Raw genomic sequence first — 20,368 nt, 5'->3', positions numbered from 1 at the left:
TAGATAGATAGATAGATAGACAGATAGATAGATTAGTTTGATTGAATAGAATGCTTGGTTTTATTGAATAGATTGATTCATCAATACCAACAAAAAAGGAGCCTATTGGCTCCTTTTTTTAGCTGCAAATATTAAGTTGCTGATTGAGCGTCAATGGTTATTCTTGAACGCTTAGCCGCTGTTTTTTGTTTGCGGCGACTCCAAAATAAATATAAGCCAGTAAAACCAAGAAAAACTGGCATTAAACCGACAATACACCAGATAATTCTAGTGAGTAATCCACCAAAATAGCCAAAGTGAAGCTTACGAAAGCTGTCTAAAAACACCATCAGAAAACCCGCTTCGCGTATATCTTGTTTACTCAACAATTCGCCAGTGGTCTTGTCAAATTTAACTACACTCGAGTATTCACTGTTTAGTGGGTTACTTGTCTCGACGGCACCATAAAATGAAATATCTCTATCGGGTTCATGGGGCATGGCTAAATAGCCCGCCTGATAAGTTGGGATCTCTTGGCTGCTTTGCTGCCTGAGCGACTCAAACGAAATATCAGGGCTATGGAGTGGCGCAGTAATATAAACATGGCCGCCGTCACCATGGTCATTGATTTCATGCAATATGCCGGCAATATTCCAGTAGCCGCCAGTGAATGCCATGATAAGTAAAATAGGTGAGCTTAAAATGCCAATGAATTTATGGATATCACTGAATAAAATTCGTCTTACTGCATTAAAGCGCATAGTAAATATTTTAGCCCAGAAACGACGGTATAAAATAATGCCGCTTATGCCTAAAAATAACATCAGTAGCGCAGCAAAAAATCCCACCCATGCGCCTTTTACGTGCAATAGAAACGAGTAATGTAACTCTAATAACCAGTCAGTAATATAGTGATCCATGGCTTGTGGCTGAGATAACAGTTCACCAGAATACTGGTTAATATAGACTTTCCCCCAATCTTCAGTGCCGCGTTTTATCACGTAGGCGGCGTCGGAACGTTGCTTATCATCGAACAGCTCCCATCCTCCTAATTCGTATTCAGGGTTAGCCGTTAAGGTGGTTTGCATCAAGGTATCTAAGCTGACACGCTCGCTTGTACTCTCAGCGTCAACCACCATATGGGCAGGTCGCAGCAAGCTATCTATTTCGACTTTAAAAACCAAAATGCTGCCAGTTATTGAAATGATCAATAACGGCAGCATGGCGATAAGCGCTCCGTAGGAGTGCCATTTGAATAATGTTTTTCTCATAATTTACTCTAAGAGGTTAATAACACTTTTAGTCCATCCTAAATAAGCAAAGCCTCCTTGCTAAATGAGCAAGGAGGCTTTGAATAGGGTTATAACTTCCAGGTTAGCGTGGCACTATAATTAGCTGGTGCACCATAAAAGCCTTGAGCCCAGTACAAACTAGTAATGTACTTTTCGTCAGTCACATTGTTGGCATTTACTGTCAATTGAATATCATCAGTAAATTGATACTTAGCCATTAAATCAACGATGGCATAGGCTTCTTGCTCGGTAACAATTTCTTGCCCTGCATTGTCAAAACCATCAGCCACGATGCCTTGCTTACGAGAAGTATCATCTTGCCAGCGCATGTTCATACCGATAAAGAAGCCTTCGATATTTTGGAACTCATAGGTCGCTGCCAGCTTTAACAGTTTTTCTGGTGTGTAATCAGCAACAACTTCATCGCCTTTAATGTCAAAGTCGGTGTAACCAATACTGGCTTGAAGCCCTGTATACAATTCACCTGCAAATTCAATTTCGAAACCTTTACTGTTAATGCCGTCAGCACCGATATAGCGGTGTTGATCAGGTGGCAGTAATATTGTTGATTGATCTAATGTGGCTAAGTTGGTTTGCTCAACATCAAAATAGGCCAAACTGGCAATCAGGTTGCCGTCAAATAGCTCACTTTTAATGCCGATTTCTTTGCTTTCACCGGTGACAGGGTCGAGCATCTGATCGTTTATATCTAGCTCTTTTTGTGCAAGGAAGGTTTCGGTGTAACTTGCGTAAGCAATGATTTCAGGTCTAAAGCGATACACCATGCCTAAGTAAGGAATAAACTCGCTTGCATCCGTTTCTTGGTCAACGCTGTAGGCTTCGCCGTTCGCTTCCCAAGTGTTATAACGTCCACCTGCAATAACATGCATGTCTTCGAATAGGTTAAAGCGTCCAGTAAAGTATGCCGCCTGTTGTTTGGTGCGTACGTCACTGCCCGTTAGGCCGTCATTGAAGGTTGGTTTAGGTGTATTGCCATCCCAGTCATTTAAGTCGGGCATAGCAGGGAAACCATTACCTGTGGTGTAGTCGTATAACGAGCTATCGTTGTATGTTAGTTCAGCATGGTTAATACCAACCACTAACTGATGGTTACGGCCAAATAGATCAAAATTACCATCTACGTATAGGTCTGCTAAATCAGTAGTTTCATCCAAGTCATATTCACTGCCATAACCCGTTAAACCTAACCCGGTATTTTTGTCAGGGGTGCCATAAACATAGAATAATTCGGTATCTTCATCGGTCACTTTATGTGAGTAAGTTCCGCGTAAACGCCAATCATCATTAAAGTAATGGCTTATCTCAAAAACAGTATTATTCTTTTCTACTTGCCAGTTAGACCAATCAGCAGAGGTGTTGGTCGAACGGTCATAATTGGTTGGGCTACCATCAGTATAATAAAGCGGTAAAGCTCCCCAGTTATTGCCTGTAGCGTCATTGTCTATATAGCTGTGACTTAACGAGATAGTCGTGCTATCGGTAAGCTCAGCCTCGATGAAGGCATACAAGACATTTTTGTCTTGTTCGTAACGATCGAGGTAAGAATCTTGTTTATGTTTAACTGCGACTGCACGGGCTGAAACCTTATCAGTAATCGCCACAGAACCGTCAAGTTCGAGACGGGCATTGTTATCACTGCCATAGGTGCCAGAGATAAGGAGTTGGTCTTCAACAGTTGGGCGCTTGCGAATAAAGTTAACTGTAGCTGAAGGATTACCTACCCCAGTCATTAAGCCATTTGCACCACGGATAACTTCAATTCGGTCATAAATAGCGGTATCTTCGTCGGCGTGATTGTTACCTGAGGTTAATGGTAGACCGATGCCGTCAATTTGAAAGTTTGTCACATCAAAACCGCGAGCAGTATAATATGTGCGGTCTGTTTCGATGCGTTCTACGTTAATGCCCGTGGCGGTATCTAGTACTGAGTTGATGTCAGTTAACTGAAAGTCTTTCATTTGAGCTTCAGTAATCACAGATACTGATTGAGGAATATCGGTAATTGCTAGATCCAATCTAGATGCACCGCTTGCAGAGTGAGCGTTGTAACCTTGAATGTAACGTCCTGTCACTTCAATTACTTCTAAGTCATCATTAACAGCGGTGTCTTCTTTTGGTTCTTGATCCGCTGCAGAGGCGTATTGTATGACACTAAAAGCGCATAATAGAGATAAGTAAATCGGGCTAAGTTTCATATTTTTATCATCTTAACTGCTGTGTAAGCTCAATGCTTACTGATTGAAAGTGTTGTTTTGGGATGTATTTTTTTCGAGACAGATGATATAGAAAAGTTAATACAAGTTAAATGAAAATCATTATCATTTACAATTGATTGGTTTTTGTAAAGATTTTGAAAATATTTCATTACTATATTGACGTATTATTTTCACTATGGCACTTGAGGAAGATCTGTTGTAGTTGGTGATTGCTATAGTGCAACTGTAGCTAATTTATTCTGATGTCAGAATGGTATTTAGAAAGTCAGTAAGAGAGTTTTATTAATGAAAACAGTAAGTGCACAGATGTTGAAAAAGCGTATTGATAGCATCGATATAATGCGTGGCATCGTCATGTTGATTATGTTGCTTGATCATGTGAGAGAGCGTTTTTTCTTCCATGAGCAAGTCACCGATCCCATGACACTTGATAGCACCAGTACAGGATTGTTTATCAGTCGTTTTGCCGCCCACTTTTGTGCGCCAACTTTTGTGTTTTTAACCGGGGTCTCCGCCTGGTTATATAGTCATCCGCAATTTGGCCCAGAGCGTTCTGCGAGATCTTTTTTAATCAAGCGTGGCCTATTTATCATTGCACTAGAATGCACCGTGATTACGTTTCAGTGGATGGGAAATTACGACATGATTTGGCTACAAGTCATGTGGGCGATTGGTATCAGTATGCTTGCGCTGGCGTTACTTATAGGCTTACCAAGATTTTGGCTTGGGGTCATTGGTTTGGTGATTGTGTTTGGACACAATGCTCTGACACCAATTAGCTTTGCGCCAGGTGAGTGGGGTTATACCATTTGGGCAATATTGCATGATCGCGGTAATATTTTTACCAGTGATTTTGTCGGTATTCGAGCCAGTTATCCAGTGCTGCCTTGGATTGGGGTTATCTTGTTAGGCTATGTTATTGCGCCAATTTACGCTGCGAGTTTTGATGATGTTAAACGCCATAAGATTTTAATTGGTTTAGGTCTGGTTAGTTTTGCGTTATTTGCGATTTTACGTGGTTTTAATATCTATGGAGAGACTTTAGATTGGCAGCAAGGTGATAGTGTAATTATGACCTTAAAGTCGATATTTAATCTGACTAAGTATCCTCCATCTCTTGGTTTTTTATTGGTTACCATTGGCGGCACACTTTTGTGCTTAAGCATGCTTGAAAAGGTCAAACCTCAATACGGTAAGGTGTTATCCACATTTGGATCTGCACCGATGTTCTTCTATATTGTGCACCTGTATTTGTTACTGTTTATGTACCGATTTGCCGTCAATGTTATTGGCCCTAATTATGGCGAATTATATGGCTTTACCCACATCGGTTGGGTGTGGGTTGTAACAATCGTTTTAGCCTTGTTGCTTTACTATCCAACTAAACGTTTTAGTCAGTATAAACATCAGAGTAAACAGGCTTGGATTAAGTATTTATAATCTGTGTTTAACGGATACAAAAAAGGCGCCTTGTGGCGCCTTTTTCAAATTTATCATGCTTGTTTACACTTACTTATCTTGCTGTACTACACGATTAAATCGTAGTTTTCACGTAGGACTTTAATGATATCTTCTTTCGGGTTTTCAGGAAGGTTAATGCTGCTGCCTGTGACCTTTTCTGCAACGCCCGTATAAGTGCGTGACACATTCATCATCGCTTCAAGTGGTAAGTCATTATCACGGGCTAGTGCTTCACGTTCAGGCATTCTGTCTTTATTTAATAAGATGTCGGCATCGTCAAAATGATTGAGTAAGAATTGGCGGAAACCTTCTTTGGAGTTTTCAACAATTTTGCCATCACGGTAGGCTGCGCCATCCCAAATACGTGAAGAGTCAGGAGTACCGACTTCATCCATGTATATCAGCTTTGAGTTACCATCTTTGTCATCGACATAGCCAAATTCAAATTTGGTATCGACAAACATTTGGTCGTGGCCACTTAATGCGTCGGAAATAACCTTAAAACCTTCTTTAAGCAGCTTTTCATATAAGTCGATGTCCGAGGCTTTCTCGAAACCAAATGCTTCAACATTGGCTTCTATATCACTACGGCTGATATTAACGTCATCTTGCTCTGGAACACCAGGAATGCCGGTTAAGATCCCTTTAGTTGAAGGAGTTATGAGTAATTCAGGTAATTTTTGATCTTTCTCAAGGCCTTCTGGCAAAGTGATGCCGCAAAACTCACGCTCACCTTTTGCGTAAGCTCGCCACATTGAACCAGTAATGTATTGACGACAAATTGCTTCGACTTTAATTGGACGTGCTTTTTGAACAATCCAAACAAATGGATGCGGAATATCTAAGATATGGCTATCAGCTAAACCATTTTCTGCAAACAGTTTAAACCAATGATTGGAGATTGCATTTAGCGCCGCGCCTTTTCCAGGAATACCTTGCAAATTGCCTTCACCATGGAAAATGCAATCGAAAGCGGAAATGCGGTCACTGATCACCATGATAGCTAACGGCGTATCAGCTGGGACATTGTAGCCTTTATCGCGGATCAGGCGGCTGCTATCAGCCTCTGTGAGCCAATAAACACTGCGGACTTTACCGCTATGTACCGGTTTATCGGTACGGATAGGCAAATCATTATTAATGGCAAGAACTGAATCAGCAAGACTCATGACCAGTGTTCCTTAGAAGTTAGGTGTAGGGGCTACCCTTGGTGACAAAGGATATAGCAATTTTATGGCGGCTATTTTACCTGTATTAAGTGAGATTTCCATGCTTATCAGGTGGCTAAACTCTTAATCCTGTATAGCGAATACTGAGCCTAATATTTAAACGTTTAATGGGTTTATTAGTCTGCAACAATCAGGCAATATGTTGCCAAATTAAAGCCATTTAAATCGAGATTTTCAATCTAGTGAGCCATACTCGTATAGGATTCATCTTTGTTTCTGTTGCAGTGATTTTTTGGGGGATATTACCCATAGCCTTAAAGCTATCGGGTGGTTTTATCGATCCTGTTACACTAACTTGGTTTCGATTCTTAGTGGCGTTTGTGGTGACGCTGTTATTGCAGTGGCGGTTTGGGGCATTAAGACAATTTATAGGATTAACTCAAGGCGATTGGCTACGATTGTCGGCTGCGGGTATTTTATTAATGTGTAATTACACATCTTTTGTGTATTCACTGGATTACCTGTCACCAGGAACCGCTCAGCTTAACTTTCAAACGGCACCATTTTATCTGGCATTTGGTGGCGCCTTATTCTTTAAAGAACGCTTAACTGCTGTGCAGCTTAGTTGCTTCGCGACCTTAGCTCTTGGAGTGTTATTATTTTTCCACCCAAGCTTAGATACGTCGGCGAGCAACGCCAGTCAGATAGGTTTTGGCGTGCTAATAGTGCAATTTTCAGTCTTATCTTGGACAAGTTATGCGCTGCTACAAAAGTCATTAATTACTAAGCTATCACCCAATAATGTGCTGTTATTCATTTATGGTTTAGGCATTGCGCTCATGGCTCCTTTTAGTCAATTTGAGCATTTCGAGCTGATGAGTACTAACAACTGGATTATCGTGTGCTTTTGCGCGGCAAATACCTTAATTGCTTATGGCTGTTTTGGGCAGGCAATGAAGTATTGGCCAACGGCTCAGGTCAGTGCGATGCTCGCATTAACCCCAGTGTTGAGCTTTATTGCCAATGCGATTGTGGTGAAAGTAGGCTGGTGGCCACAAGTGTTTAGCGCAGATATTCTTGATGGCTGGTCATTATTGGGTATCGGATTGATAATTGGTTCAGTGTTTGCGGTACAAATTTGGCCTGTATATCAAAACAAACGTGCGTATAAGCATCAAGAATAAAAGTCGTCAAAGTATGATGAGGTCGTGTTGATCTTTACTGGTGAGTTTTTGTTTGAGATAAAAACGGATTAAGCGCGGCGAATGAATTGCCGCCTCGCATCTAAGCAAAATTCGCAGCTCAAATAACCTTGAAACAGCAACATGCCCTAGAAACGATAGCTAATGCTGACAGCTGCAAAGTTGGCGGTACTGGGTTGATTGTTATATTGCTCAGTGCCTCGAATGGTTGAAAAAACTAGCCCCCAGTCTTTCCAGTTGAGCATAAATCCCATATTGAGCATGGCTTGTTCATGGGTCAGCTCTACAGAATGGCTATCTTTAAACGTGTTGCCATCAATGGTGATGTCATTTAATACATAGCGGCCATAAAAGGTCACAAAGAATTGCCAACTCAATTGGTCAGCACTTTTGACGATATAGCCATTATTACTTCTTGAGGCTGCTGGCGCGATATAGGCATAGCTCTGACTAAGAATATTACCAATACGGAAAGTTAAACCTGCACCCGCATGGCTCATCAAATTACCTATAGAAGCATCACCATGTAGGACACTATCAAATTCCACATTCTCTGAAATTGGTGTATATGCCCACTGATAGAGTCGCTGTGCTTGAATACGAAAAACGGCTTCATTACTGAGTTGGTTATCCCAACCTAAGGGCTCTTTAGCATCGATAATTTTATGCACTTGTTTCTGAGTTTGTTCTGCTAAAGAGGCTGGACCCACGACACCTAAAGTGATGCTTAAATTGTCGCCAATGCCATCAGCATAACTACGTAAGTTCGATTGCCAAAGCAGGGTGCCAGCGTAGGGCCTGTCAGCTTCGATTAAGGTATCGACTTGTAAATCATCAGGCGTATACATCCGCTGAGAGACGCTGTAGCTAACCTGATACTGCCTATTGTTACCATGATTTAAATAGCTCCAACCATAAAGCGTTTCTAGCCACCCAGGTAAGTCTATATCGTCATAATCATTTACGACCGCTTTTCCCCAGCTCCAATCAAGACCATTACTGTAACCGTTGTCACTGGTATCAATTAAACCAAAGGCATCATTCTCAAACGTAAATTGGACCCAATCGTTATTAGATTCATTCGCTAAAGTAGGCTGGCTAATTAGCGATAAAAAGCAGAGGAAGTAAAACGTGAGTTTGCTTGCGGTTGTTAGCATAGAAGAGTGAACTGTATCAATAAGTATCAACGAGTGCAGAGTATAGCAATAGGCATAAAAAAATGGAGCCTAGGCTCCATTTTTATACGCTTTCAGTTCAACAGATTGTTGATACTGTGATCAATTACTCGCTATCACGTGGCTTACGTGGACGGTCATTACGAGGGCGATCACCGCGAGGACGGTCACCACGTGGACGATCACCACGAGGGCGGTCATTACGTGGACGACGTGGACGGTCGCTTTGCTCAGGGAAAGGCGTATCACCCGCTTCGCGGATGTTAAGTGGCTTGCCACATACACGTACTTTACGTAAGTGAGTCAGCACATCTTTTGGCATACCGTCTGGTAAGTCAATTGAAGTCACTTGATCAAATAATTGAATCTGACCAATGAATTGGCTGTCGATGTTAGCTTCGTTAGCGATAGCGCCAACAATGTTACCTACACCAACACCATTGTCGCGACCTACTTCGATTACGTAACGACACATCTTAACGTCAGGCTTATCTTTTAAGCCTTCTGCGCTACCAAAGCTTGTAGGCAATGGACGGCCACCGCGTGAATCACGACGAGGACGCTCACGACCATTGTCACGATCTCTGCCGCTGTCACGAGAATCACGTTGACGCTCTTGAATAGCTGGAAGCTGTAAAGGACGCTCAGATTGAACTTGTTGTAATAATGCAGCAGCAAGCAAATCAGTGTCGATTTCTAGTTGTTGACATAATTCTGCAACAGCGTTCTTCATGAAATCTAAGTCGCCATTAATGGTTTCTTGGATTTGCTCGCCTAAACGAGATAAACGACGCTCAGCAACAGTTTCAGGGCTAGGTACTTTCATTGGCGAAATACGGCTTGAAGTCGCACGCTCAATGGTACGTAACATGCGCATTTCGCGATTTGTTACGAAAAGAATTGCCATACCTGTACGACCAGCACGACCTGTACGGCCAATACGGTGAACATAAGCTTCTGAATCATATGGGATATCGTAGTTTACTACGTGGCCAATACGCTCAACGTCAAGACCACGAGCCGCAACGTCAGTAGCAATAAGGATATCTAACTTGCCACGTTTAAGCTGTTCAACAGCACGTTCACGGGCTTGTTGGTTCATGTCACCGTGTAATGGTGATGAAGCGTAGCCACGAGCTTCTAGTTTCTCAGCTAATTCAACACAGCTGTTACGAGTACGAACGAAGATGATAATACCTTCAGTATTTTCAACTTCTAATACACGTACTAACGCTTCAAGTTTGTTATGTTGAGATACTTGAACAAAACGTTGATCAATAGACTCAACGGTAGAGTTAGTCGTAGAGATACTGATGTGAACAGGATCTGATAAATGCTTGTTAGCAACGCGCTTGATTTGCTCTGGCATAGTCGCAGAGAAAAGAGCAAGTTGGCTGTCAGCAGGCTTATGTTCTAATACCCATTCGATATCGTCAATAAAGCCCATTTTTAACATTTCATCAGCTTCATCAAGCACTAATGCTTTTAATGAATCTAATTTTAATGTGCCACGACGCATGTGGTCCATTACACGACCAGGCGTACCAACAACAACTTGTGGGCCACGACGTAGCGCACTTAATTGTTGATGCATGCTTTGACCACCGTAGATAGGTAGTACATGGAAGCCTTTCATGTGTTTAGCGTAGCTACCAAATGCTTCTGCAACCTGAACTGCAAGTTCACGAGTTGGCGCAAGCACTAGGATTTGAGGAGCATTCAGCTTTTGGTCAACACTGTTAAGTAAAGGCAGTGCGAAAGCACCTGTTTTACCAGTACCAGTTTGAGCTTGACCTAAAATATCTTTACCTGCCATTAGCGGGTCGATACTTGCTGACTGAATTGGAGTTGGTTTTTCGTAACCTAGATCGTCAAGGGCACGAAGCAAATTCTCGGATAAACCAAGTTCGCGGAAAGTTCTTTCATCGGATGACATTGAGTTGTAGCCTTGTGGGTATGCACGAAATTTGTATCATTCGCGCTAAAGTTTCACAGACAGAAAATCAACCCCGTGTCGATTTCCCGCGTCAAAGGGGCGATATTATAGCAAGCTTTCACCCATTTGACTATATATTTTCAATAAGTTTTTAAAATTGGCCTGATTATTGAAAAGCAATTTGCTGCTTATTCACTGAGACTAATTCAAATGCCGTTTCAGTGACCGCTGCTAAAAAACCAATATTAATCGTATCAATGGTATCGTTAATCGTATGGTATTGTTTATGAGTCGGTACCCCTAAATACAGCCAAGGTATGCCCATTTTGTGAAACGGATAATGATCCGAAGCACGCAGCCAATCAATCTTCACCATGCTGCCGTTTTTCATTCTTGAACGGCTCTGCCGTATACATAATTGATTATAGTCTTGGAGTTGAGTTTTAAGCTGACTAAATTCAGATAAATTTTTCTCACCTTCTATATAAATTGCATGAGGCCTAGAAGGATTGCCGATCATATCGAGATTTAACGACATTTCCAGTTGCATATCAGGTGTTGAAGTTAATTGCTCAACTAGTGCATAAGAACCATATAAACCGGGTTCTTCAGCATCGGTGGCGACAATCATTAGATTGATATTGTCATTCTCTTGCTGTTGCCATTGCTCTGCGATTGCTAGCATCGCGGCGACACCTGAGGCGTTGTCATCAGCGCCAGCAAACACCTTATTTCCTTTTTTACCTAAGTGATCATAATGCGCGGTAATCACGCGCCAGCGTTGGGAGTTGTTGCTGGCTTTTATGGTCGCAATTAAGTTGATGCCTTGTTTATCTGAAAAATTAGACCGGTAGTTAAAAGGCACCTCAAATTCATCTTGCCATGGTGTGAGGTTTAGCTCAGTAAAGCGCTGTTTAATGTACTCGCGACTGAGCTCGGCGCCATATGTCCCGGTTCTTCTTCCTTCAAATTTAGGGCTACTTAATACGCGAATATCTTCAAGCAGCTGGCTTTGGTTGCTCCAGTGATTAACGGGTGAATTGCCACAGTTTTGCGACGCACAGCCAGATAAGAATAAACATAACAACAGAACCGATAAAGCGTGAGCATTAAGTGAAGAGATTACAGACGAGAACGTTTGATTAACTAACTGAGAGTGTAGAGCTTGTCCATGGCGAACAAGCTCATTATTTTTGCCAACGCTTGGGCTTAAAGGCTTTAAGCTTTGTGCGTTTAAAGTTAATGTCTTTAAACTTAATGCCTTTAAATTTAGTGCCTTTAAGCTTAGCCCCTTTAAAATTAGTGCCTTTAAAATTAGTGCCTTTAACTGAAATTCCATTTCATATCCATTGGTTAGTATTCCATAAGGTTTAACCGTAACTACACTATCTTTTAATCGGATTTGTTATTACTAGGTTTGGCAACAGGTTTTTTAGTGACCTTTTTAGCCGCTGCCTTGTTAGTAATTGCCTTTTTAGCAGGTGCCTTGTTAGCTTTAGCAGATGTTAACGCAGGCATCTTCTCTAACAATGGCTTCAAGAAGTGCGCCGTGTGCGACTCAGTATTTTGAGCAACATCTTCAGGCGTACCACTCACTAGGATCATGCCGCCGCCAGAACCACCTTCAGGGCCTAAATCGACAATCCAGTCTGCGGTTTTAATCACATCTAAGTTGTGTTCAATCACCACAATAGTATTACCTTTTGCCTTTAATCTATGTAATACATCAAGCAATAATTGGATATCGGCAAAGTGTAAACCTGTAGTGGGTTCATCGAGAATATATAAGGTTTTGCCTGTATCTCGCTTAGACAACTCTTTAGATAATTTCACTCGCTGAGCTTCACCACCCGATAATGTCGTCGCGCTTTGGCCTAAGCAAATATAAGATAAACCAACATCAACAAGCGTTTGCAGCTTACGAGCGATTGCAGGGATTGGATCGAAGAAGACGCGGGCTTCTTCAATGGTCATTTGTAACACTTCATGAATGTTTTTACCTTTGTATTTCACATCTAAGGTTTCGCGGTTATAGCGCTTGCCTTTACATGAATCACAGGGAACATACACATCTGGTAAAAAGTGCATTTCGACTTTAATTAAGCCATCACCCTGACAAGCTTCACAGCGACCGCCTTTAACGTTAAACGAGAAACGACCTGGCAAGTAACCACGGCTTCGAGATTCTTGGGTGGCAGCAAAAAGCTCACGGATCGGCGTAAATATGCCTGTATAAGTGGCAGGGTTTGAACGTGGAGTACGGCCAATTGGGCTTTGATCAATATCGACAACCTTGTCGCATTGCTCCATACCTTTAATGCTTTTATGGGCTGCGGGTTCATCGACTGTTGCGCCATTTAGCATACGGTGAGCGATTTTATAAAAAGTATCATTAATCAGTGTGGATTTACCTGAACCAGAAACACCAGTGACACAGGTGAATAAACCAATCGGAATGGTTAAATCGACATTTTTGAGGTTGTTACCTGTAGCGCCAAATAACTCAATAACCTTTTTCGGATCCATTGGTGTGCGCTGTTCACCGACGTGGATTTGTTTTTTACCGGAAATGTATTGACCAGTAATCGACTCTTCACACTCAATAATATCTTTCAAGCCACCAGAGCAAATAACTTCTCCGCCGTGTACGCCAGCACCTGGGCCAATATCAATCACATGATCAGCCATGCGAATCGCATCTTCATCGTGTTCGACCACGATAACCGTGTTACCTAAATCACGAAGGTGGATAAGGGTTTGGAGTAAACGCTCGTTATCGCGCTGATGTAGGCCAATTGATGGCTCATCAAGGACGTACATTACACCCACAAGGCCGGCACCAATTTGACTGGCTAAACGAATACGCTGGGCTTCACCACCAGATAAGGTATCTGCCGAGCGATCTAAACTAAGATAATTAAGCCCGACATTGACTAAGAATCCGAGTCTATCACCCACTTCTTTAAGAATTTTTTCTGCTATTTGCGCTTTTTGACCAGCGAAATGGATGTCTTTGAAGTAACCCAATGCTTCGCCAATGGACCATTCGGTTAATTGCGGCAAGGTTAAATCGCCAATGAACACATTACGGGCTTCTTCACGCAGGCGTGAACCGCCACAGCTTTTACACGATTGAGTATTAATGAATTTAGATAGCTCATCGCGCACTGAATTGCTTTCAGTTTCACGATAGCGGCGATCCATATTATTCAATATGCCTTCGAAGGGATGATTACGAATAACCACATCACCACGGTCGTTAATGTATTTAAAGGCAATGCTCTGTTTGCCTGAGCCATGCAGAACAATTTTTTGGACTTTGTCTGTAAGCTGCTGAAACGGCGTTTCGACATCAAACTTATAATGTTCAGCCAATGAGCTGAGCATTTGGAAATAATAGAAATTACGCTTGTCCCAGCCACGAATAGCGCCGCCAGCTAGCGATAACTCGCCATTAGTGATCACCCGGTCAGCATCAAAGTACTGTTGTACACCTAATCCATCACAAGTTTGACAGGCACCGGCAGGGTTGTTGAACGAGAAAATACGTGGCTCAAGTTCAGCCATAGAGTAGCCACAATGGGGACAAGCAAAATTAGCAGAGAATACAATCTCTTCAGCTTCGCCTGCCATGTCAGCAACAACAGCAATACCACCAGACATTTCTAGTGTGGTTTCAAATGACTCAGCTAAACGTTGTTTAAGATCATCACGCACTTTGAATCTGTCGACGACTACTTCGATGGTGTGTTTAACATGTAAATCTAGGGTTGGTGGATCGGATAAGTCACATACATCACCATCAATACGTGCACGGACATAGCCTTGTGCGGCTAGGCTTTCTAGTAACTTTACGTGTTCACCTTTACGGGCTTTAACCACTGGGGCTAATAACATCTGCCGACTACCTTCTGGTAGCTCGAGCACCTTATCCACCATCTGGCTGACGGTTTGTGCCGCTAATGGTTGGCCGTGAGTCGGGCATCGAGGTTCACCAACGCGGGCAAACAGTAAACGCAGATAATCATAAATTTCAGTGATGGTGCCCACGGTTGAACGTGGGTTATGTGAAGTGGATTTTTGCTCAATTGAAATCGCAGGGCTTAAGCCTTCAATATGGTCGACATCTGGCTTTTCCATCAAACTTAAAAATTGACGTGCATAAGCAGATAGTGATTCAACATATCGACGTTGTCCTTCAGCATATAAAGTGTCGAAGGCTAATGATGATTTGCCTGAACCTGACAATCCCGTAATGACAATCAGTTTGTCCCGTGGAATTTTAAGGTCAAAGTTTTTTAAGTTGTGGGTTCGTGCACCACGAATTTCAATGGTATCCATTCTTCACTCTGATGTTGTACTCGCTCGCCGATAAAGCTGAATATCTTGGCAAACAAGTTAAGGCATTTGATTTGTGATTAGATTTTACTCTGTATTTATACAGTATTTCATACAGTATTGTACAGTGCTAAATTGTTAGTTCATTTGGTTGTTTTGTTAGCTAAAGTCGAATATTAATGAACTGCGATGTAAGACACATTATAACCTGTTTGTTTAACTTCATTAGCAAATACGATAAACAGTTGTACCTTGGTTCATTATTCCTTTTGAGCTAAATTAGGACGCTGTGATAATATGCGCAACTCAAAATTTTTTACAGATACAAAATTAAGGGCAACTGAATGGCCAAAAATGGACTCTCCGGCATTGAGAAAAAGGTCGCATTTTCGTTAGCTAGTGTATTCGGCTTACGCATGATGGGCTTGTTTATGATCATGCCCGTGTTTGCGCTTTACGGCCAACACTTGGAAGGATTCTCGCCATTATGGGTCGGTATAGCCATTGGTGCTTACGGATTAACACAAGCCTGTTTACAGATCCCAATGGGTATGTTGTCTGATAAATATGGCCGTAAACCGATTATTCTGGGCGGCTTAGTCATTTTTGCTATCGGCAGTATTGTCGCCGCCATGTCTGATCATATTTACGGTGTGGTGTTTGGGCGAGCATTACAAGGAATGGGCGCCATTGCCGCTGCTGTTTTAGCTTTGGCTGCTGACTTAACTCGTGATGAGCAGCGCACTAAAGTGATGGCGATTATCGGAATGTGTATTGGTTTTTCATTTGCGCTGTCGTTATTAGCCGGGCCAATTGTCGCGCAATATGCAGGTCTTGAAGGCCTGTTCTTTTTAACCGCAATTTTAGCCGTATTGGGCATGGTTATTGTACAGGTGTTGGTGCCGAACCCTGTATCACAAGCGCCTAAGGGCGATACTGTTGCGACGCCAACCAAACTAAAACGCATGTTGATGGATCCACAATTGTTCCGTCTTGATGCGGGTATCTTTATTCTGCATTTAGTCTTAACTGCGGTGTTTGTAGCTTTACCACTAGATTTGGTTGACGCTGGTTTAGTGAAAGAAAAACATTGGATGTTGTATTTCCCTGCATTCATCGGCGCTTTCTTCTTAATGGTGCCGTTAATTATCATCGGCGTTAAGCGTAATAACACCAAAACCATGTTCCAAATATCATTGATGATTATGATGGTATCACTGGCAGCAATGGGCATTTATGCCGATAACTTGTGGGTATTAAGTGGCGCAGTCGTGCTGTTTTTCACCGGCTTTAATTATTTAGAAGCCTCGTTACCTAGCCTTATTGCTAAGTTTTGCCCTATGGGGGATAAAGGTTCTGCCATGGGCGTTTATTCTACCAGTCAGTTTCTCGGTGCATTTTGCGGCGGTATGTTAGGCGGTGGCGCTTATCAACTTGTTGGCGCTTCAGGGGTGTTTTTTGTCGCATTAGCGCTGATGTTTGTATGGTTGCTATTAACCATAGGCATGGAAAAACCAGTGCTACTTAAAAGCTATACGCTTGAAGCTGAAGCGAAAGATAGAGATCATGCGCAAGATATGGCAACTCAGTTGTCACAACTATCTGGGGTTGCCGAAGCCATTGTGGTGATTGAAGAGAAAGCAGCTTATTTAAAAGTAGATGATCAATTCGATTTAAGAGAAGCGCGAGCTGTGTTAGGCTCTGTCAGCTAAGAATTAAATTCGTGTTTTTGTGGCTCAACTGATGCTTCAGTGAGCATAAAAATGACATAATTGATTCAACAAAATTTGAACGTAATTAAATTTAGAACATGGTAAATCGCAGGAGATTTCAATGGCCAGTCGTGGTGTGAATAAAGTAATTTTGGTCGGTAACCTAGGAAAGGACCCAGAGGTTCGTTACATGCCAAATGGTAACGCCGTCGCTAACTTTACTGTGGCAACGAGTGAGTCTTGGAAAGACCAACAAGGTCAACAGCAAGAACGTACAGAGTGGCATAACATCGTTATGTACCGTCGTTTAGCTGAAGTAGCTGGTGAATACCTGAAAAAAGGTTCTAAAGTTTATTTAGAAGGTAAACTGCAAACTAGCAAGTGGCAGGATCAGACTACTGGTCAAGATCGCTACAAGACAGAAATTAACGCGATGGAAATGCAAATGCTGGATAGCCGTGGTCAAGGCGGTCAGCAAGGTGGCATGAACCAAGGTCAAGGTGGCTACGGTAATGCTCCTCAGCAAAGTGCACCTCAATCGCAAGGTGGTTACGGCCAGCAACAAGCGCAAGGTGGCTTCCAACAGCCAGCTCAGCAACAAGCTGCTCAAAAGCCTGCTTATACGCCTAAGCCACAAGCGCCAGCGCAACAACAAGGTGGTTTCCAGCAGCAGTCTGCTCCAGCACAGCGCCCAGCGCCAGCACAACAGCAGCAAGGTGGATTCCAACAACCTGCGCAACAGCAAGGTGGCTTCCAGCAGCAATCTGCGCCAGCCCAGCGCCCAGCGCCAACGCCACAACCACAAAATACTACGCCTGATTTAGGTGGAGATTGGGATGACGATATCCCGTTTTAATTCACGCTAAATCTAGCAATCAGTTATTTTGCTCAGCTAATTAATCCCTGTATTGCAGGGATTTTTTATTTATACTGCTTTTGTTTGGTACTACTCAGGTTTAGATAGCTATGAAAAGAGTGCTTTTTCTTCGTTACGATAAAATTGGTGACTTTACGTTAAGTTGGCCCGCATTAAGCTTGCTGAAAAAAGCCATGCCAGAGGCCAGCATTGAAGTCCTTGTCTCACCAGTAACCAAAGCTTTTGCATTAGCTTGTCCCTACGTAGATCATGTGATTATCGATGATGGTGATGATCAAGGGATCAGCGAGCGCATTAAAGAACGAGAATACGATGGTGCGATAGTGTCGTTGTCTGAATTTCGTGGTTATAAATTTTTAAAGCCAGCGAACATTCCATTTGTGTTAGCACCAAAACATAATTGGTATCAGTACCTTTATAAGCATCGCGCGGATCACCAATACAAAAAAGGTGAAGGTTGCTGGCGTGGTGCATGTATGTTGGTGGAGTCTTTTTTAGCGCAAAACGGTTACGATATTCCCGAAGTGACTAGACCTTTATGGAATGTGCAGCAACAAAAACCGAAATGGCAGCAATATTATCATCAGCAAAGTGATGAGAAGTTAATTTTTGCTCACCCAGGCACAGGCGGCTCCTCAGGTGGTGTACCTGTAGACAGCTTTGCTCGCATGCTGATTGATATTGATAAACAGACTAAACTGAATTGTCGTTTTGTTTTAACCTATAGCGGTGAAGAGGAACGTCTTGCACAGCAGATGCATGATTTACTCGTAGCGAGTAATATTAAAGTCGTAATGGCCAAGCCATTATCCAGTTTGGCTGAATTTGCCGAGTCTTTGGTTGCAGCGGATATGTTTATTGCAGGCTCTACTGGACCATTGCACCTTGCAGGGCTGCATAATGTCCCTACAGTTGGGTTTTATGCTGGTAGACGCTCTGCCCCAGAAGTACGTTGGCAGTCACTCTCGGCTGATGCACGTCGCTTAGCATTCACACCGCCAATCGGTAAGAAAACCGGCCGAAATATGGCGTTAGTTAATTTTGATATAGCGGCGGCAGAGACTGCGCAGTTTTTAAATACATTTTATGCAGACGATATTAGCGAGTAAGCTCTCCTAAATTGGCTGCAAATGAGTTAAACACAATAACGGAATTATTCTTATGATAGTTGTAACAGGTGCTGCAGGTTTTATTGGTAGTAATTTAGTTAAGTCATTAAACGAATTAGGTCGTACAGATATTATCGCAGTAGATGATTTATCTGACGGCACACAGATGTTTAACTTAGCAGATTGCGAAATTGCTGACTATTTAGATAAAGATGCCTTTTTAGCCAGCATTAAAGCCGGCGAATTTGACGGTAAATTAGAAGTTATTTTCCATCAAGGAGCTTGTTCATCGACCACTGAGTGGGATGGCAAGTTTATGATGCAAAACAACTATGAATACTCAAAAGTATTACTGCATTATAGCCAAGCAAATGATGTGCAATTTATTTATGCATCATCAGCGTCTGTTTACGGCGGCAGTGAAAAATTTGTTGAACAGCGTGAAGTTGAAAAACCGCTAAACGTTTATGCTTACTCTAAGTTCTTGTTTGATCAATATGTCAGACAGCAAGACACCAATGCACAAGTTGCAGGTCTACGTTACTTTAACGTTTATGGTCCTAGAGAGCAGCATAAAGGCGGCATGGCGAGTGTTGCCTTCCACTTTAATAACCAAATCAAAGCGAATGGTGTCTGTCGCTTATTTGCCGGTGTTGATGGCTATGCAGATGGTCAGCAATTACGTGATTTTGTGTTTGTTGAAGACGTGGTTAAAGTGAACTTATGGTTATGGCAAAACAAGTCAGTATCAGGGATCTTTAATTGTGGAACAGGCCAAGCCCAAAGCTTTAATGACGTTGCTAATGCTGTGGTTAACTATCATGGTAAAGGTGAAATTGAATATATTCCTTTCCCCGATAAATTGAAGGGTGCATACCAAAGTTATACCCAAGCTGATTTAACTCAGCTGCGCTCAGTAGGGTGCGATCATGTATTTAAAACGGTTGAGCAAGCGGTGCCTGAATATTTGGATTGGCTGAAAGACCAGCATTTTATTGGTCAGTAATATTTGACTGAATATTAAGGCTGGTTCTTAATAAAAAATAAAGCCTTGAAGTCATTGCTTCAAGGCTTTTTTATGGCCAGTGTGAATGTAATAGTTAGCGCTAATCGCTCATCATTAAGCACTAAGCGCTTGTAACCATGCCTTTTAATACGATGTCATCGTAAGTGACAAAACCAATGATATTGGCATGTTCCACTACGGGGGCTTTATTAATTTGAAATTGATCAAATAGTCTAGCGGTGTAACGAATATCCATTTCAGCATCCACTGACATTACTGGTTTTATCATAATTTCATAAACGTTAACTCGCTCAGGAGACTTATTAGTTGCGAGCACTTTTCTGGCAATATCACTTAAAAGTAACATGCCATATTCATCATGCTCATGACGTTTATTCACCACTAAAATCGATACCTTTTTCTCCACGGCGATAGCAATGGCTTCACTGATAGTCAGCATGCCGTCAATCATGGCATATTGATTCATTAATACATCACGGTTTTTAATCGGGGTCGACGGCTTCATATCTGATCCTTAATATCATTAGTGAGTTTCTCGACTTGGTGCGCCACACCGACGGCGTCTTCAACATCAATTTGAATCGCGATACCTTGGCCAGGATTGGTATTAAAACCGCCGACTTCACAGATTGTTTCTAAAATATGGCGACTCATATGCTCTTCAACTAACCACAAAATGACATCGCGCTGAACATCTAATCCCAAGCCCATGAAGGTTTTCTTTTTCTTAAGCCCTTCACCTCTAGCGTGGTTAATAACGGTAGCGCCAGTCGCGCCAGCTTCTCTTGCGGCATCAAGTATATTGTCAGTTGTGATGTCGTCGACAAACGCGATAATGAGCTTAAATCGCATGA

General features: G+C 42.2%; 16 protein-coding genes. 6 read left to right on the top strand and 10 right to left on the bottom strand.

The genetic code is table 11. The features are described from left to right. Positions 1-131 precede the first annotated feature (131 nt). Together AB4153_RS11335 and AB4153_RS11330 are read right to left on the bottom strand one after the other, a co-directional pair. Positions 132-1,250 (bottom strand): PepSY-associated TM helix domain-containing protein, encoded by a 1,119-nt coding sequence (locus AB4153_RS11335; RefSeq protein ID WP_371997464.1) that lies wholly within the window; start codon positions 1,248-1,250, stop codon positions 132-134. 89 nt (positions 1,251-1,339) lie between these two features. After that, positions 1,340-3,487 carry a TonB-dependent siderophore receptor gene (locus AB4153_RS11330; RefSeq protein ID WP_371997463.1) on the bottom strand — a complete coding sequence of 716 codons (2,148 nt, stop codon included), beginning with the start codon at positions 3,485-3,487 and terminating at the stop codon, positions 1,340-1,342. Positions 3,488-3,793: 306 nt separating this feature from the next. Here AB4153_RS11330 and AB4153_RS11325 point away from each other — a divergent pair, with 306 nt between their 5' ends. Then, positions 3,794-4,948 (top strand): DUF1624 domain-containing protein, encoded by a 1,155-nt coding sequence (locus tag AB4153_RS11325; RefSeq protein ID WP_371997462.1) that lies wholly within the window; start codon positions 3,794-3,796, stop codon positions 4,946-4,948. An 86-nt stretch (positions 4,949-5,034) separates the two neighbouring features. On the opposite strand, the gene AB4153_RS11320 is transcribed toward AB4153_RS11325, so the two are convergent. Further along, on the bottom strand, positions 5,035-6,138 hold the full coding sequence (locus AB4153_RS11320) for a phosphoribosylaminoimidazolesuccinocarboxamide synthase (protein WP_229369812.1): 1,104 nt from the start codon (positions 6,136-6,138) through the stop codon (positions 5,035-5,037). A 242-nt stretch (positions 6,139-6,380) separates the two neighbouring features. On the opposite strand from AB4153_RS11320, the gene AB4153_RS11315 reads away from it, so the two are divergent. Next, positions 6,381-7,322 (top strand): DMT family transporter, encoded by a 942-nt coding sequence (locus AB4153_RS11315; RefSeq protein WP_371997460.1) that lies wholly within the window; start codon positions 6,381-6,383, stop codon positions 7,320-7,322. 146 nt (positions 7,323-7,468) lie between these two features. Here the strand turns inward: AB4153_RS11315 and AB4153_RS11310 are convergent, their stop codons facing one another. The 5 genes from AB4153_RS11310 to uvrA form a co-directional block, all read right to left on the bottom strand. Beyond that, positions 7,469-8,497, bottom strand: a complete 1,029-nt coding sequence (locus AB4153_RS11310) for a lipid A deacylase LpxR family protein (protein WP_371997459.1) — start codon at positions 8,495-8,497, stop codon at positions 7,469-7,471. A 124-nt stretch (positions 8,498-8,621) separates the two neighbouring features. Next, entirely contained in the window at positions 8,622-10,451 is a 1,830-nt protein-coding gene (locus AB4153_RS11305) for a DEAD/DEAH box helicase (protein ID WP_229369818.1), read from the bottom strand. Between the two features lie 166 nt (positions 10,452-10,617). After that, positions 10,618-11,538 (bottom strand): M20/M25/M40 family metallo-hydrolase, encoded by a 921-nt coding sequence (locus AB4153_RS11300; RefSeq protein WP_303524363.1) that lies wholly within the window; start codon positions 11,536-11,538, stop codon positions 10,618-10,620. Positions 11,539-11,638: 100 nt separating this feature from the next. Next, complete coding sequence (locus AB4153_RS11295) at positions 11,639-11,785, bottom strand: pentapeptide repeat-containing protein (protein ID WP_371997523.1); 147 nt, start codon at positions 11,783-11,785, stop codon at positions 11,639-11,641. 58 nt (positions 11,786-11,843) lie between these two features. Next, positions 11,844-14,792, bottom strand: a complete 2,949-nt coding sequence (gene uvrA, locus AB4153_RS11290; RefSeq protein WP_371997457.1) for an excinuclease ABC subunit UvrA — start codon at positions 14,790-14,792, stop codon at positions 11,844-11,846. A gap of 341 nt (positions 14,793-15,133) precedes the next feature. On the opposite strand from uvrA, the gene AB4153_RS11285 reads away from it, so the two are divergent. The 4 genes from AB4153_RS11285 (at position 15,134) to rfaD (ending at position 19,493) form a co-directional block, all read left to right on the top strand. Further along, on the top strand, positions 15,134-16,501 hold the full coding sequence (locus tag AB4153_RS11285; RefSeq protein WP_371997456.1) for an MFS transporter: 1,368 nt from the start codon (positions 15,134-15,136) through the stop codon (positions 16,499-16,501). Between the two features lie 121 nt (positions 16,502-16,622). Continuing rightward, positions 16,623-17,357 (top strand): single-stranded DNA-binding protein, encoded by a 735-nt coding sequence (locus tag AB4153_RS11280; RefSeq protein WP_371997454.1) that lies wholly within the window; start codon positions 16,623-16,625, stop codon positions 17,355-17,357. Positions 17,358-17,467: 110 nt separating this feature from the next. After that, positions 17,468-18,487 (top strand): glycosyltransferase family 9 protein, encoded by a 1,020-nt coding sequence (locus AB4153_RS11275; protein WP_102527480.1) that lies wholly within the window; start codon positions 17,468-17,470, stop codon positions 18,485-18,487. A gap of 52 nt (positions 18,488-18,539) precedes the next feature. Next, positions 18,540-19,493, top strand: a complete 954-nt coding sequence (gene rfaD, locus AB4153_RS11270; protein ID WP_102527481.1) for an ADP-glyceromanno-heptose 6-epimerase — start codon at positions 18,540-18,542, stop codon at positions 19,491-19,493. A 121-nt stretch (positions 19,494-19,614) separates the two neighbouring features. Here rfaD and AB4153_RS11265 read toward each other — a convergent pair whose 3' ends face one another. Together AB4153_RS11265 and AB4153_RS11260 are read right to left on the bottom strand one after the other, a co-directional pair. Further along, the gene (locus AB4153_RS11265; protein ID WP_102527482.1) at positions 19,615-20,019 is read right to left on the bottom strand and encodes a CBS domain-containing protein; all 405 of its coding nucleotides are present in this window, start codon (positions 20,017-20,019) and stop codon (positions 19,615-19,617) included. After that, on the bottom strand, positions 20,016-20,366 hold the full coding sequence (locus AB4153_RS11260; RefSeq protein ID WP_102527483.1) for a P-II family nitrogen regulator: 351 nt from the start codon (positions 20,364-20,366) through the stop codon (positions 20,016-20,018). The genes AB4153_RS11265 and AB4153_RS11260 overlap by 4 nt, the downstream gene beginning before the upstream one ends. Positions 20,367-20,368 lie beyond the last annotated feature (2 nt).

This window comes from Shewanella sp. 10N.286.52.E4 (genome assembly GCF_041468785.1).
Classification (GTDB): domain Bacteria; phylum Pseudomonadota; class Gammaproteobacteria; order Enterobacterales; family Shewanellaceae; genus Shewanella; species Shewanella electrodiphila.
Note: the sequence above shows the minus strand (reverse complement) of the source record. Positions and strands in the feature narration are given on the sequence as shown.